This is a genomic window from Streptomyces sp. NPDC052101 (genome assembly GCF_040680235.1).
Lineage (GTDB): Bacteria > Actinomycetota > Actinomycetes > Streptomycetales > Streptomycetaceae > Streptomyces.
Genome location: NZ_JBFAWH010000002.1, coordinates 561922 through 576532 on the forward strand (window position 1 = coordinate 561922; position 14611 = coordinate 576532).

Here is a 14611-nt window from a genome sequence, read left to right on the forward strand (position 1 = left end):
ACAGCCCGCAGCCCGCAGCCCGCGCAGACCGACGCCGCCCGGCACGCCCACCGGTCCGGGACCAGACTGGTCCCGGACCCGGTCCCGCTTTCCCCGCTGACGTATCGAGGAGACTCGGTTCACGTATCAACCTCGTACCGGTCCCCGGCATCTGCCCAGGAGCCGGGCCGGGTCCACAGCCGGGTGCGGGACACTGGTCTTCGCCCGCCTCTACGATCCATGGCAGCAGGAGTGCGCGCCGGGAGTTCGAAGGGGAGCCGCTGGGGAACCGGCTGATTGCCCGACGCGTAGATACGATCAGTAAGCAGCACCAGCGGAACAGGCAGTACGGAACAGACAGCAGGCAAGACGACGGCAGGGACGGAGGAGGTGCCCCATGGGAGTCCTGAAGAAGTTCGAGCAGCGTCTCGAAGGCCTGGTGAACGGCACCTTCGCCAAGGTCTTCAAGTCCGAGGTCCAGCCCGTGGAGATCGCCGGCGCACTCCAGCGTGAGTGCGACAACAACGCGACGATCTGGAACCGCGACCGGACCGTCGTACCCAACGACTTCATCGTGGAGCTGAGCGCGCCGGACTACGAGCGCCTCAGCCCCTACTCCGGGCAGCTCGGCGACGAGCTGGCCGGCATGGTGCGCGACTACGCCAAGCAGCAGCGCTACACGTTCATGGGCTCGATCAAGGTCAACCTGGAGAAGGCCGACGACCTGGACACCGGCCTGTACCGGGTGCGCTCGCGCACCCTGGCCTCCTCCAGCAGCCAGCAGGCCCCCGCGGCGCCGGCCCCCGGCCGCCCCGCACAGGGCGCCCAGGGCGGCGGCTACGGCTACCCGCCCGCCGCGCCCGCCGGAGCGCCCCCGATGCCGTCCGCCCCGCCGCCCGGCGCCCGCCCCGCCGGCCACGGCCAGCCGCAGCCCGCCGGCCAGCGGCCCACCGGCACGCCCACGAGCGGCGGACGCCCCCGCTACTGGATCGAGATCAACGGCACCCGTCACCAGATCTCCCGCGCGACGCTGGTGCTGGGCCGCAGCACCGACGCCGACGTGCGGATCGACGACCCCGGCGTCTCCCGCCGGCACTGCGAGATCCGGACCGGAACGCCCTCGACGATCCAGGATCTCGGATCCACCAACGGCATCGTGGTGGACGGACAGCACACCACCCGCGCTACGCTCCGCGACGGCTCGCGGATCGTCGTGGGCAGCACCACCGTTATCTATAGGCAAGCCGAAGGGTGAAGCGGGGGCAATGTCAGAGCTGACCCTCACGGTCATGCGGCTGGGTTTCCTGGCCGTACTGTGGCTGTTCGTGATCGTGGCCGTGCAGGTCATCCGGAGCGACCTGTTCGGTACGCGCGTCACCCAGCGCGGATCGCGTAGGGAGGCCGGGCGCCAGCAGCAGGCGCCCCGGCAGCAGGCCGCCGCGCCCCCGCAGCAGCGAGGCCAGCAGCGCGGCCAGCAGGGCGGCGGCCGGCGCGGCCGCAACGCCCCCACCAAGCTGGTCGTGACCGAAGGCACACTGACCGGCACCACCGTCGCGCTGCAGGGCCAGACGATCACCCTGGGCCGGGCACACGACTCCACGATCGTGCTGGACGACGACTACGCCTCCAGCCGCCATGCCAGGATCTACCCGGACCAGGGCGGTCAGTGGATCGTCGAGGACCTCGGCTCCACCAACGGCACCTACCTGGACCGGTCCCGGCTGACGACCCCCACGCCGATCCAGCTGGGCGCGCCGATCCGCATCGGCAAGACCGTCATCGAGCTGCGGAAGTAGTACGACAATGAGCGAGCGGAGCGAGCACGCAGCGGCAGGCCGCCACCCGGCCGCCGGCGCGCTCCCGACCGGAGGGTGGGCAGTGTGGCTCGACACGACCGGCTGCATTCGGAGCCGACGGGCGAGGTGCGCATGAGTCTGTCACTGCGCTTTGCCGCCGGATCGCACAAGGGCATGATCCGAGAGGGCAACGAGGACTCCGGTTACGCCGGTCCCCGCCTGCTCGCGATCGCCGACGGCATGGGCGGCCAGGCAGCCGGCGAGGTCGCCTCCTCCGAGGTCATCTCCACCCTGGTCACGCTCGACGACGACGTGCCCGGCTCCGACATCCTCACCTCCCTCGACGCGGCCGTGCAGCGGGCCAACGACCAGCTGCGCGCCATGGTCGAGGAGGACCCCCAGCTGGAGGGCATGGGGACGACCCTCACCGCCCTGCTGTGGACCGGCCAGCGGCTCGGCCTGGTCCACGTCGGCGACTCCCGCGCGTATCTGCTGCGCGACGGGGTGCTCACGCAGATCACCCAGGACCACACCTGGGTGCAGCGGCTCGTCGACGAGGGCCGGATCACCGAGGAAGAGGCCACCACCCACCCCCAGCGCTCCCTGCTGATGCGCGCCCTCGGCAGCGGCGACCACGTCGAGCCCGACCTGTCCATCCGCGAGGTCCGGGCCGGCGACCGGTACCTGATCTGCTCCGACGGTCTGTCCGCCGTCGTCTCCCACCAGACGATCGAGGAGACCCTCGCCAGCTACCAGGGCCCGCAGGAGACCGTGCAGGAGCTGATCCAGCTCGCGCTGCGCGGCGGCGGCCCCGACAACATCACCGTCATCGTCGCCGACGTGCTCGACCTGGACGGCGGCGACACCATGGCCGGCCAGCTCTCCGACCAGCCGGTGGTGGTCGGCGCGGTCGCCGAGAACCAGCACCACCTGCACGACAACGGCATCATGCAGACCCCGGCCGGCCGCGCCTCCCACCTGGGCCGCCAGAGCCACGGGCACGGCGGCGGCGAGTTCGGCCCGCCCGGCTCCGGCGACACCACCGGGTACGTCCCGGCGGGCAGCTTCGGCGACTACGCCGACGGCGACTTCACCAAGCCGCGCGGCGGCCGCAAGTGGCTCAAGAGATCCCTCTACAGCGTCCTCGCCCTCGCCGTCATCGGCGGCGGCCTCTACGGCGGCTACCGCTGGACGCAGACGCAGTACTACGTCGGCGCCAAGGACGAGCACGTGGCGCTGTACCGCGGGATCAGCCAGGACCTCGCCTGGGTGTCGCTGTCGAAGGTGGAGAAGGACCACCCCGAGATCGAACTCAAGTACCTGCCGCCGTACCAGCAGAAGCAGGTGAAGGCCACGATCGCCGCGGGCGGTCTGCAGGAGGCCCAGGCGAAGATCGACGCGCTGTCCGTGCAGGCCTCCGCGTGCAAGAAGCAGGCGCAGCGCCAGGCCGCCGAGACCGAGCGGAACACCAGCACGGGCCAGGGCGAGGCCGGAGGCACCACGGGAACCACCCGTACCGCCTTCACGTCCAAGGCATCACCGACGCCCAACCCGTCGACGGGCACGGCGACGAAGAAGCCCCCGACACCGTCCTCGAAGTCCCCGTCTCCGACCGCCACTCCGAACCCCGGCCCGAGCCTCTCCGAGGATGAGAAGAAGGTCGTCGATCAGTGCGGCAAGCAGTAGCGAAGCCGCGAGAGGCCCTGTCACACCATGAGCAGTACGACTAACTCGCCGACGCATCACACGTCCACGATCGGCGCGATCGGCGCACCGAGCCGCCGCAACACCGAGCTGGCCCTGCTGGTCTTCGCCGTGGCCATCCCGGTGTTCGCCTACGCCAACGTGGGCCTGGCCATCAACAGCCACGTGCCCGCCGGGCTGCTGGAGTACGGCCTCGGCCTCGGTCTGCTGGCCGGCGTCGCCCACCTCGCCGTACGCAAGTTCGCGCCGTACGCCGACCCGCTGCTGCTGCCGCTGGCCACGCTGCTCAACGGACTCGGGCTCGTCGTGATCTGGCGGCTGGACCAGTCGAAGCTGCTGCAGTCACTGCCCCACTTCGCCCCGTCCGCGCCCCGCCAGCTGCTGTACACCGCGCTGGGCATCGCCCTGTTCGGCGCCGTGCTGATCTTCCTGAAGGACCATCGCGTCCTGCAGCGCTACACCTACATCTCCATGGCCAGCGCCCTGGTGCTGCTGCTCCTGCCACTGGTGCCCGGCCTCGGGGCCGACATCTACGGCGCCAAGATCTGGATCAGGATCCCGGGCCTCGGCTCCTTGCAGCCCGGTGAGTTCGCGAAGATCATCCTCGCCATCTTCTTCGCCGGGTACCTGATGGTGAAGCGGGACGCCCTGGCCCTCGCCAGCCGCCGCTTCATGGGCCTGTACCTGCCGCGCGGCCGCGACCTCGGCCCCATCCTGGTCGTCTGGGCGATGTCGATCCTCATCCTCGTCTTCGAGACCGACCTGGGTACGTCACTGCTGTTCTTCGGCATGTTCGTGGTCATGCTGTACGTCGCCACCGAGCGGACCAGCTGGATCGTCTTCGGTCTGCTGATGTCCTCGGTCGGCGCCGTCGGCGTGGCGAGCTTCGAGTCGCACATCCAGACGCGTGTGCAGGCCTGGCTCGACCCGATGCGCGAGTACCAGCTCAGCCGCCAGGTGACCCACGACGGCATCCTCCACTCCGACCAGCTGCAGCAGTCCCTGTGGGCGTTCGGCTCCGGCGGCACCCTCGGCACCGGCCTCGGCCAGGGCCACTCGGACCTGATCAAGTTCGCGGCCAACTCCGACTTCATCTTCGCCACCTTCGGCGAGGAACTCGGGCTCGCCGGCATCATGGCGATCCTGCTGATCTACGGCCTGATCGTGGAGCGCGGCGTGCGCACCGCCCTCGCCGCCCGCGACCCGTTCGGCAAGCTGCTCGCCGTCGGCCTGTCCGGCGCCTTCGCCCTCCAGGTCTTCGTGGTGGCCGGCGGTGTCATGGGCCTCATCCCGCTGACGGGTATGACCATGCCGTTCCTGGCCTCCGGCGGTTCCTCCGTGCTGGCCAACTGGGCCCTGATCGGCATCCTCATCCGCATCAGCGACACCGCCCGCCGCCCTGCGCCCGCTCCCGCCGCCAACCCCGACGCCGAGATGACCCAGGTGGTCCGCCCGTCATGAACAAGCCCCTGCGCCGGATCGCGATCTTCTGCGGCCTTCTCGTCCTGGCCCTGCTGATCCGCGACAACTACCTCCAGTACGTCAAGGCGGACCAGCTCGCCACCGACAAGGACAACCTCCGGGTGCGCATCGAGCGCTACGCCCACCCGCGCGGCGACATCATCGTCGACGGCAACCCGATAACCGGGTCGACCGAGGTCAAGGGCCGGCAGTTCAAGTACAAGCGCACCTACAAGGACGGGCCCATGTGGTCCCCGGTGACCGGCTACTCCTCGCAGGCCTTCGACGGCAGCCAGCTGGAGAAGATCGACGACGGCATCCTCTCCGGCAACGACGACCGGCTCTTCTTCCGCAAGACCCTCGACATGATCACGGGGAAGCCGCAGCTGGGCGGCAACGTCGTCACCACGCTGAACGCGGCCGCGCAGAAGGCGGCCTACGACGGGCTGTCCAAGCAGGGCGGCAAGGGCGCGGTCGTCGCCCTGGAGCCGTCCACCGGCAAGATCCTGGCGCTGGCCTCCTACCCGTCGTACGACCCCTCGGCCTTCTCCGGCGACCGCGACGGCGACTCCAAGGCCTGGAACAGCCTGAAGAACAGCAAGGCCGAGCCGATGCTGAACCGGGCGCTGCGCGAGACCTACCCGCCGGGCTCCACGTTCAAGGTGGTCACCGCGGCGGCGGCGCTGGAGAACGGGCTGTACAAGTCCGCCGACGACCAGACGAACTCGCCGCTGCCGTGGACCATGCCGGGCACCACGACCCAGCTGAAGAACGAGGGCAACATCCCCTGCAAGAACGCCAGCCTGCGTACCGCGCTGCAGTACTCCTGCAACACGGTCTTCGGCAAGATCGGCTCCGATCTCGGCAACGACAAGATGCTGGCCGAGGCGAAGAAGTTCGGCTTCGACTCCCCGCAGGACACGCCGGTCCGTGCCTACCCGTCGGTGTTCTCCGACAACATGAACGCGTCGCAGACCGAGCTGTCCTCCATCGGCCAGTACAACACCGCCGCGACCCCGCTGCAGATGGCCATGGTCGCCTCGGCGGTCGCCAACGACGGCAAGCTGATGAAGCCGTACATGGTCGACAAGCTCCAGTCGTCCAACCTCGACACCGTCGAGCAGACCTCGCCGGAGGAGCTGAGCCGGCCGCTGTCCTCGGCCAACGCGCAGATCCTGCAGGACATGATGCAGACGGTGGTCGAGAAGGGCACCGGTACGAACGCCAAGATCTCCGGCGTCACGGTCGGCGGCAAGACGGGTACCGCCCAGCACGGCGTGGCGAACAGCGCCAACCCGTACGCGTGGTTCATCTCCTACGCCAAGCTGCCCGACGGCAGCTCGCCGGTCGCCGTGGCCGTGGTCATCGAGGACGAGAGCGCCAACCGCGACGACATCTCCGGTGGCGGCCTGGCGGCACCGATCGCCAAGAACGTCATGCAGGCGGTCATCAACTCCAAGAAGTGACCCCCGTCACGCCATCTTCACATCGTTGCACGTTGCGATACCGGTCCTGTATCGGGTTGCGGGCTTGGCCAGGTCACACAAAGCGAGCCGGGTACGGTAGGCCCGGACGGCAGCCTCCGGCGCGCACGACGGTGCGCGGCCGGGACCGACGGAGAGGGCTGGTAGGTAGCTATGGAAGAGCCGCGTCGCCTCGGCGGCCGGTACGAACTGGGCCAGGTGCTCGGTCGTGGTGGCATGGCGGAGGTCTACCTCGCGCATGACACCCGACTCGGTCGCACCGTGGCGGTGAAGACGCTGCGCGCGGACCTCGCGCGTGATCCGTCCTTCCAGGCCCGGTTCCGCCGGGAGGCCCAGTCGGCCGCCTCGCTCAACCATCCCGCGATCGTGGCGGTCTACGACACGGGTGAGGACTACATCGACGGGGTCTCCATCCCGTACATCGTGATGGAGTACGTCGACGGCTCCACGCTCCGTGAGCTTCTCCACAGCGGCCGCAAGCTGCTGCCCGAGCGGGCCATGGAGATGACGGTCGGCATCCTCCAGGGCCTGGAGTACGCCCACCGCAGCGGCATCGTCCACCGCGACATCAAGCCGGCCAACGTCATGCTGACCCGCAACGGCCAGGTCAAGGTGATGGACTTCGGCATCGCCCGGGCCATGGGCGACTCCGGCATGACCATGACGCAGACAGCGGCGGTCATCGGCACGGCCCAGTACCTCTCGCCTGAGCAGGCCAAGGGCGAGCAGGTCGACGCCCGCTCGGACCTGTACTCGACGGGCTGCCTCCTCTACGAGCTGCTGACGGTCCGCCCGCCCTTCGTCGGCGACTCCCCCGTGGCCGTGGCCTACCAGCACGTCCGCGAGGAACCCCAGTCCCCGTCGGTCTTCGACCCCGAGATCACCCCCGAGATGGACGCGATCGTCCTGAAGGCGCTGGTCAAGGACCCGAACTACCGCTACCAGTCGGCCGACGAGATGCGCGCCGACATCGAGGCCTGCCTGGACGGCCAGCCGGTCGCGGCGACGGCCGCGCTGGGCGCCGTCGGCTACGGCGGCTACCCCGACGACCAGCCGACGACGGCCCTGCGCCCCGACTCGGGCGCGGCCGCCACGAGCATGCTCCCGCCGATGAACCCGGACGACGGCGGCTACGGCTACGACGAGGGCCCCGGCCGCCGGGGCCGCCAGCAGAAGAAGTCCCACACCTCCACGATCCTGCTGGTGGTCGCGGGCATCCTGGTCCTGGTCGGCGCGATCCTGATCGGCAAGTGGGTGGCCAGCGGCCACAACACCGGGGACGGCAAGGTGCCGGTACCGGCGTTCGTCGGACAGCCGGAGGACACGGCCAGGAAGATGGCCGACAACGTCGACCTGAAGGTCAGCGTCTCCAGAAAGCCCTGCGACGACCAGCCCAAGGGCGACGTCTGCTCGCAGAACCCCGACAAGGACACCAAGGTCGACAAGGGCACCACCGTCAACCTGGTGGTCTCGACGGGCGCACCGAAGGTGGACGTGCCGGACGTCCGCGGGCTCCAGTTCGACCAGGCCCAGTCCCAGCTGGAGGGCAAGGGCTTCAAGGTCGAGAAGCAGACCCAGGTGTCGGCTCAGCCGGCCGGCGTGGTCATCACCCAGGACCCGAGAGGAGGCACCAGCAAGCAGAAGGGCACCACGATCACCCTCACGGTCGCCAAGCCCGAAGACAAGGTCACCATCCCCGGCGACCTCGTCGGCAAGTCCTGCGACGACGCCAAGACCGAGCTGCAGAACCTGGGCCTGGCTCCGGGCAACTGCACCGAGACCCCCACCACCGACCAGGCCCAGGACGGCAAGGTCCAGTCGACCAACCCGGCGGCGGGCCAGCAGGTGGCCAAGAACACGCCGGTCGCCATCAACGTCGGCAAGTTCCAGGGCGGCCAGCCACAGGGGCAGGTCCCGAGCGTCGTAGGCCAGACCCTGAAGCAGGCCGAGCAGACCCTGCAGCAGAACGGCTACACGCAGATCACGGTCAACGGACCCAACGACGACAAGGCGCGGGTCATCCTGCAGACCCCGCAAGGCGGAACCCAGGGCGACCCGAGCACCACCCAGATCGTCCTGAACACGGCGGACTTCGGCGGTGGCGGCAACAACGGCAACGGCGGTGTACTCGGCGGCAACTTCGGCTGACGCCCCGCACAGAACAAGATGAGTGGGCCCCTGCCGGTGCGTACCGGCAGGGGCCCACTCATGGTTCGGCCGGGTTCAGCGCAGTTCCGTCGGCAAAGTCCGCTTGCTGTCCACCTTCTCCACCCGGACCAGCTCCCCCCACACCACGTAGCGGTACTCCGAGGTGTAGACGGGCGTGCACGTCGTCAGGGTGATGTAGTGGCCCGGCTTGGTCCTGCCGGATTCCTTCGGGATCGGCGAGACCACCTTGACGTTGTACTTCGAGGTCTCCGGGAGGATCGAGTAGACCTTGTAGACGTACCAGTCGTCCCGCGTCTCGAAGACGATCGGGTCGCCCACCTGCACCTTGTCGATGTTGTGGAACTTGGCGCCGTGCCCGTCCCGGTGGGCGGCCAGCGCGAAGTTGCCGTTCTTGCCGGTGGTGGGGAGCACGGCCTTGACCGGGTCCGTGTAGTAGCCGGCCACACCGTCGTTGAGGACGTCCGTGCCCGTGCCCTTCTCGACCAGGACCTCGCCGTTCTTCATAGACGGCACATGCAGGAAGCCGATGCCGTCCTTGGTGTCCAGCGCGCCCGGACCGGAGTCCGTCGAGTGGGCCCAGTGGTCGCGGACCTTGTCGGACCGCTTGTCCGCCTTGCGGTCCGCTATCACGTTCGTCCACCAGAGGGAGTAGACGACGAACAGGGCGAGCAACAGCCCTGCCGTGATGAGGATTTCACCCAGGACGCTGACCGCCTTCGCGATCCGGCCGGGACGCCGGCCCCGCGGAGCGGGATCCGGGTCGGACGCGTCCGTGTGTTCTGCGGTGTCGTCGGCGGTCGCTGCCACAGTTTCCTCTGCCCCTACTCGCTGAGCCCTACTCGATGAGCGCGTCCGGCTTGCCCTTGCTGCGCGGGCGTTCCTCGACCATCTTGCCCCAGACGACCAACCGGTACTTGCTGGTGAACTCCGGAGTACACGTGGTGAGGGTGATGTAGCGGCCCGGCCCGGTGAAACCCGAACCCGGCGGAACCGGGTCCAGCACGCTCGTGTTGGACGGCGAGGTCACCGGCAGTGTGCTGGTCACCTTGTACACGAAGTACTCGTCCTGCATCTCCACCACGACGGCGTCGCCCGGCTTGAGCTTGTTGATGTAGCGGAAAGGCTCGCCATGCGTGTTGCGGTGGGCGGCGAGACCGAAGTTGCCGGACTTCGCGTCGGGCATCGCCGTCTTCAGCGGAGGCTCGCCGTAATGCCCCACCATGCCCTTGTTGAGCACCTTCTCGGTGCTGACGCCCTCCGCGATCGGCGCCACCACGTCCAGCTTGGGAATGTGCAGGATGGCAAAGCCCTGCCCCGGCGCGAACACACCCGGGCTGCGCTTGCCGCTGGCCCAGTCGTCCTGCAGCTGGTGCGCCTCGCTGCCCGCCTGCGCATGGGCACGGATGTTGGTCCACCACAGCGAGTAGACGACGAACAGCAGCATCAGCAGACCGGTGGTGATGAACACCTCGCCGATCGCCCGGCTCGCGATGACGGCCGGGCCCGGCCTGCGCAGCCGCGCCTGCCGCCGCGCCTCCACCCGGGACAGCGGCCGGCCGGACTCCGCGTCCGCCGGTGGTGTCCGGGCGGGTGCCGCCTCCCGGCCGCCGCCATGACGCCCGCCACGCCGCTTGGCGGCCTTTCTGCGGGCGGCACGGCCACCGACCGCGGGTCCTGTGGCCAAGGAGGCGGAAGAGGCCGCAGAGGCGCGTATGGCCTCGCTCTCCGAGCCCGACGGACCCGATGGACCCGATGGACCCGATGGACCTGATAGATCCGACGGGCCCGAGCGGGCCGAGCGGGCCGACGGCGCATCGGGGAACCGCAGCGCCATCGTCTCGTCGTCCATCACGGGCTGATACGGCCCCGGGCGCCCCGCCTCCGCCCTGTCCCAGTCCCCAAGCGCACCGGAAGCCTCGTACGACTGATCCCCGTACGAGGCATCGGTCTCGCGCTCCGGGCGCAGGGCGGTCACGCCGTGGCCCTGCCCACCACCGGGGCGAGCCCCGCCGACCTCGCCACGGCACCCTGGTCGCCGCACTCCACCAGCCAGTTGGCCAACATCCGGTGCCCGTGCTCGGTCAGTACCGACTCGGGGTGGAACTGCACACCCTCGACCGGGAGTTCCCGGTGGCGCAGGCCCATGATGATGCCGTCGTGGGTGCGGGCGGTCACGTCCAGCTCGGCCGGGACCGTCGCCGGCTCGGCGGCCAGCGAGTGGTAGCGGGTCGCCGTGAAGGGGGAGGGCAGGCCCGCGAAGACGCCCTTGCCCTCGTGCTCCACCAGCGAGGTCTTGCCGTGCAGCAGCTCGGGCGCCCGGTCCACCACCCCGCCGTACGCCACCTGCATCGACTGCATGCCCAGGCACACGCCGAAGACGGGCACCCCGGTCGCGGCGCAGTGGCGGACCATGTCCACGCACACCCCCGCCTCCTCCGGCGTCCCCGGCCCGGGCGAGAGCAGCACTCCGTCGAACCCGTCCTGGGCGTGCGCCGTCGACACCGCGTCGTTGCGCACCACCTCGCACTCGGCACCCAGCTGGTACAGGTACTGGACGAGGTTGAAGACGAAGCTGTCGTAGTTGTCGACGACGAGAATGCGCGCACTCACTGGTTGTCCACCGTCACATCGTTGAAGGGCAGCAGCGGTTCGGCCCACGGGAAGACGTACTGGAAGAGGACGTAGATCACGGCCAGGATCAGCAGCAGCGAGATGAGCGCCTTGACCCACGCGTTCCCCGGCAGATGCCGCCAGATAAAGCCGTACATGCCGTTCCTTCCGTCTCCCCACGGCACCTGACTCACGCCGTACGCCAACAGACTAACGGCGCAGAGCCTTCGGTTCGCCTGCGTCCACAGACTGTGTGGAGTCCAGGTGTGCCCAGACGATCAGCCGGTGACTGTGCCCCCATTCCGGATCGCACGTGGTCAACGTCAGATACCGTCCCGGACGCGCATACCCCGACTTACGTGGCACAGGGTCGATCACCTCAACGTCCGTCGGCACGGTTTTGTAGGGCCCTTTGTCGATCCGATACGTGAACCAGGTCGTCCCGTCCGTGAGCACGACCGCGTCCCCCGGACGCAGCTTCGGGAAGTCCTCGAACGGATCGCCGTACGTGCGCCGGTGACCGGCCACCGCGAAGTTCCCCTCCTGGCCCAGCTGCGCGGTGCCCGCGTAATGAGCGAGGCCCTTCGCCAGCACGTCCCGGCCGGTGCCCTCCAGGACCGGCTTGTTCCACGTGAAACCGAGCCGCGGGATGTACATGATCGCGAAGGCCCTGCCGTAGTGGTACGGCGCCGGTCTCGTCACGGCAGCCGTCCGCCCGGCCCCGCCGCCCGCAGCCCCCGCATCGGCCGCCGGGTGCATGCTCCCCTTCGACCACTGCCGGTGCAGCTGGTCGATCTGGTCGTTCATGGCACCGTCGGCCCGCACGCCCGTCCAGAACAGCACGTAGGCCACGAAGAGCACGATCAGGGCGCCGACGGTGATGCACAGCTCGCTGACGGTCCGGACGATCACGCGCACCGGTGGCTCCTGACAGGGGACCTGCTACTGCACGGGCTTCGCGTAGTGCAGATCCACTGTGCCCGAGTAGCCCGGAAGAGTCACCGTCCCGTCGTCGCTGACTTTCCAGCCGAGGCCGTAGACATTGACATACACCATGTAGGTCTGGATCGCCTTGCTGTCCGCGAGCGCCTGCTGCAGCCTGCCCGGATCCCCGATCGCCGTGATCTTGTACGGCGGCGAGTAGACCCGGCCCTGGAGGATCAGCGTGTTGCCGACACAGCGCACCGCACTGGTGGAGATCAGCCGCTGGTCCATGACCTTGATGCCCTGGGCACCGCCCTGCCACAGGGCGTTCACCACGGCCTGCAGATCCTGCTGGTGGATGACCAGGTAGTCGGGCTGCGGCTCGGGATAGCCGGGGAGCTTGGCCGTGGCGTTGGGCGGCGCGTCGTTCAGGGTGACGGTGATGGCGTGTCCGGTCACCTGCTGCGTGCCGGCGCTCTGCTCCAGACCGCTGAGCCTTTGGTCCTGCGCCTTGGTGCTGCCGTCGTCGCTCTCGGCGAGGGACTCCACGCTCCCGCGCAGGGTCGCGTTGGACTCGTCCAGGTCCTTGTTCTTGCGGCTGCGCTGCTGGATCAGGTCGGACAGCTTCAGCAGGGAGCCGTCCTGCCGGATGTCCGTACCCTTGGCCGTGTTGAAGCTGGTGATGAAGATGAGCCCCGCGAGCGCGAAGACGGCCGCCGTCAGCATCCGCACCGGGCGGAAGCGCAGTATGCGGCCGGGGCCGGAGCCCGTTGCCCCCGTCCCCGGGGAGTCGGCAGAATTGCTCAACGTACCCTTATCTCCTTCTGCGCCACGGAAGCACTACGCTAACGGACGCCCGGGGGAGCACACAGAGTCGTCATGTTGGCCCCTTGTACGCTGCCCCGAGCCCGACCCAGTTACCTGCGCGGCCACGCAGCGCATCGACAGGAGAGACCCTCGTGCCGAAGTCACGTATCCGCAAGAAGGCCGATTACACGCCGCCGCCCGCCAAGCAGGCGCAGGCGATCAAGCTGGACAGTCGTGCCTGGGTCGCGCCCGTCATGCTGGCCATGTTCGTCATCGGCCTGGCCTGGATCGTCGTCTTCTATGTGACCGACGGCTCGCTGCCGATCGACGCCCTGGACAACTGGAACATCGTGGTCGGCTTCGGCTTCATCGCCGCCGGCTTCGGTGTCTCCACGCAGTGGAAGTAGCTCTGCCCAGGGCTATCCACTGAGTTATCCACAGGTCTGGGGAAAAGAAAGACGATCTGTGGATAACCCGTCGAGGGTTGACGCCGGTGTGACTGACCTACCGGCCCCCACACACCTGTTCGCCCCCTGTCTGAGCTGCGAAAACACATCTGAGCGACAGGGGGCACAGCTGTGCCCGCACGGCATGCACAAGATTCGCCACAGGCTGTGGACAACGGTTCGGTATCGGCTTCCGATCAGGTGAGCTGAGCGGTTCTGACCAGCGTGAGGACCACCACGGCGGCGAACACGGCCGCACAGGCGCCGTACTGGACCAGCGTCCGCCGCTCGCGCGGGGCGTGGACCATCGCGTAGCCGACGGCTACACCGGCGACGAGACCGCCGATGTGGGCCTGCCAGGCGATGTTGAAGCCCGGGGTGAAGGTGATGATGAGGTTGATCACCAGCAGGGCGACGAGCGGGCGCAGGTCGTAGTTGAGCCGGCGCATCAGCACGCCGGTCGCGCCGAAGAGGCCGAAGATTGCTCCGGACGCGCCGAGCGAGGGCATGTTGGGCTCGGCGAGCAGATAGGTGAGCGCGCTGCCGGCGAGGCCCGAGACGAAGTACAGCGTGAGATAGCGGGCGCGGCCGAGGGCGGCTTCCAGGGGCCCGCCGATCCACCACAGGCTGAGCATGTTGAAGAGGATGTGGGTGTATCCGCCGTGCAGGAACATCGCTGTCAGCAGGCGGTAGTACTGGCCTTCGGCGACGCCCTCGATCGGGCCGAACAGGGAGTACTGGGCCCGGCCGATCAGCTCGTACCGGTTGGTGAAGCTGTCGCCCACGGAGAGCTGCACCAGGTAGACGGCGAGGTTGACGCCGATCAGCACCTTGGTGAACAGGCGCGGGTCGGCTGTGAGGGTGCCGCCCGCGAGGGTGCGCGGCTGGGACGCCGTCGGTGCGTGTCCCGTGCCGCTGCCGCCGCGCACGCAGTCGGGGCACTGGAAGCCGACCGAGGCGCTGACCATGCACTCGGGGCAGATGGGGCGCTCGCAGCGGGTGCAGCGCACTCCGGTCTCGCGGTCCGGGTGCCGGTAGCACACGGGCGCGTGATGGGCGTCCTGTGCGGCGGCTTCGGCCTCGTCCATCTGTTCCCCTTGCTTGTCGTGGGGCTGCCCCCGGGCTTGTCGTGAGATTGCCCCCGGCAATGCCCCGCCCCGCTCATCCTTGGTACGGATGAGCGGGGCGTTTGGTTCCCTGCGGGATGTTCCGGCGTGTCGGCGCGGGATGC

At 68.9% G+C, this 14611-nt stretch carries 14 protein-coding genes; 7 read left to right on the plus strand and 7 right to left on the minus strand.

The window, feature by feature from the left end:
* Positions 1-376 precede the first annotated feature (376 nt).
* From AB0L75_RS06170 to pknB, 6 genes are all read left to right on the plus strand, one after another.
* Positions 377-1234: a DUF3662 and FHA domain-containing protein gene (locus AB0L75_RS06170; RefSeq protein ID WP_365176106.1), complete on the plus strand. Its 858-nt coding sequence runs from the start codon at positions 377-379 to the stop codon at positions 1232-1234.
* Positions 1235-1244: 10 nt separating this feature from the next.
* Positions 1245-1775: an FHA domain-containing protein gene (locus tag AB0L75_RS06175; RefSeq protein ID WP_365176108.1), complete on the plus strand. Its 531-nt coding sequence runs from the start codon at positions 1245-1247 to the stop codon at positions 1773-1775.
* 132 nt (positions 1776-1907) lie between these two features.
* Positions 1908-3461, plus strand: a complete 1554-nt coding sequence (locus AB0L75_RS06180) for a Stp1/IreP family PP2C-type Ser/Thr phosphatase (protein WP_365176110.1) — start codon at positions 1908-1910, stop codon at positions 3459-3461.
* A 27-nt stretch (positions 3462-3488) separates the two neighbouring features.
* Positions 3489-4940 carry an FtsW/RodA/SpoVE family cell cycle protein gene (locus AB0L75_RS06185; protein ID WP_365176112.1) on the plus strand — a complete coding sequence of 484 codons (1452 nt, stop codon included), beginning with the start codon at positions 3489-3491 and terminating at the stop codon, positions 4938-4940.
* Entirely contained in the window at positions 4937-6406 is a 1470-nt protein-coding gene (locus AB0L75_RS06190; RefSeq protein WP_365176114.1) for a penicillin-binding protein 2, read from the plus strand. The genes AB0L75_RS06185 and AB0L75_RS06190 overlap by 4 nt, the downstream gene beginning before the upstream one ends.
* Positions 6407-6577: 171 nt before the next feature.
* Entirely contained in the window at positions 6578-8572 is a 1995-nt protein-coding gene (pknB, locus tag AB0L75_RS06195) for a Stk1 family PASTA domain-containing Ser/Thr kinase (protein ID WP_365176116.1), read from the plus strand.
* 75 nt (positions 8573-8647) lie between these two features.
* Here the strand turns inward: pknB and AB0L75_RS06200 are convergent, their stop codons facing one another.
* The 6 genes from AB0L75_RS06200 to AB0L75_RS06225 are packed head-to-tail and all read right to left on the minus strand — an operon-like array spanning position 8648 to position 12934.
* Entirely contained in the window at positions 8648-9400 is a 753-nt protein-coding gene (locus tag AB0L75_RS06200; protein ID WP_365176118.1) for a class E sortase, read from the minus strand.
* 28 nt (positions 9401-9428) lie between these two features.
* Positions 9429-10568 (minus strand): class E sortase, encoded by a 1140-nt coding sequence (locus AB0L75_RS06205; protein ID WP_365176120.1) that lies wholly within the window; start codon positions 10566-10568, stop codon positions 9429-9431.
* Complete coding sequence (locus tag AB0L75_RS06210; protein WP_365176122.1) at positions 10565-11203, minus strand: aminodeoxychorismate/anthranilate synthase component II; 639 nt, start codon at positions 11201-11203, stop codon at positions 10565-10567. Before AB0L75_RS06210 ends, AB0L75_RS06205 begins: the two co-directional genes overlap by 4 nt.
* Positions 11200-11361, minus strand: coding sequence for a hypothetical protein (locus AB0L75_RS06215; RefSeq protein ID WP_365176124.1), 162 nt, complete (start codon positions 11359-11361; stop codon positions 11200-11202). The genes AB0L75_RS06210 and AB0L75_RS06215 overlap by 4 nt, the downstream gene beginning before the upstream one ends.
* Positions 11362-11413: 52 nt before the next feature.
* Positions 11414-12121: a class E sortase gene (locus AB0L75_RS06220; RefSeq protein ID WP_365176126.1), complete on the minus strand. Its 708-nt coding sequence runs from the start codon at positions 12119-12121 to the stop codon at positions 11414-11416.
* Positions 12122-12145: 24 nt separating this feature from the next.
* A complete protein-coding gene (locus AB0L75_RS06225) occupies positions 12146-12934 on the minus strand; it encodes a DUF881 domain-containing protein (protein ID WP_365176128.1) in 789 nt (262 codons plus the stop codon).
* A gap of 152 nt (positions 12935-13086) precedes the next feature.
* Here AB0L75_RS06225 and crgA point away from each other — a divergent pair, with 152 nt between their 5' ends.
* Complete coding sequence (crgA, locus tag AB0L75_RS06230) at positions 13087-13341, plus strand: cell division protein CrgA (protein ID WP_360153180.1); 255 nt, start codon at positions 13087-13089, stop codon at positions 13339-13341.
* Between the two features lie 236 nt (positions 13342-13577).
* Here crgA and AB0L75_RS06235 read toward each other — a convergent pair whose 3' ends face one another.
* Positions 13578-14468: a rhomboid family intramembrane serine protease gene (locus AB0L75_RS06235; RefSeq protein WP_365176130.1), complete on the minus strand. Its 891-nt coding sequence runs from the start codon at positions 14466-14468 to the stop codon at positions 13578-13580.
* Positions 14469-14611: the final 143 nt, after the last annotated feature.

What these genes read in the sequence shown, in the direction of transcription:
- AB0L75_RS06170 (WP_365176106.1), top strand. Translation starts at nt 377, where the DNA reads ATGGGAGTCCTGAAGAAGTTCGAGCAGCGTCTCGAAGGCCTGGTGAAC.
- AB0L75_RS06215 (WP_365176124.1), bottom strand. Translation starts at nt 11,361, where the DNA reads ATGTACGGCTTTATCTGGCGGCATCTGCCGGGGAACGCGTGGGTCAAG.
- AB0L75_RS06235 (WP_365176130.1), bottom strand. Translation starts at nt 14,468, where the DNA reads ATGGACGAGGCCGAAGCCGCCGCACAGGACGCCCATCACGCGCCCGTG.
- AB0L75_RS06190 (WP_365176114.1), top strand. Translation starts at nt 4,937, where the DNA reads ATGAACAAGCCCCTGCGCCGGATCGCGATCTTCTGCGGCCTTCTCGTC.
- pknB (WP_365176116.1), top strand. Translation starts at nt 6,578, where the DNA reads ATGGAAGAGCCGCGTCGCCTCGGCGGCCGGTACGAACTGGGCCAGGTG.
- AB0L75_RS06180 (WP_365176110.1), top strand. Translation starts at nt 1,908, where the DNA reads ATGAGTCTGTCACTGCGCTTTGCCGCCGGATCGCACAAGGGCATGATC.
- AB0L75_RS06175 (WP_365176108.1), top strand. Translation starts at nt 1,245, where the DNA reads ATGTCAGAGCTGACCCTCACGGTCATGCGGCTGGGTTTCCTGGCCGTA.
- AB0L75_RS06185 (WP_365176112.1), top strand. Translation starts at nt 3,489, where the DNA reads ATGAGCAGTACGACTAACTCGCCGACGCATCACACGTCCACGATCGGC.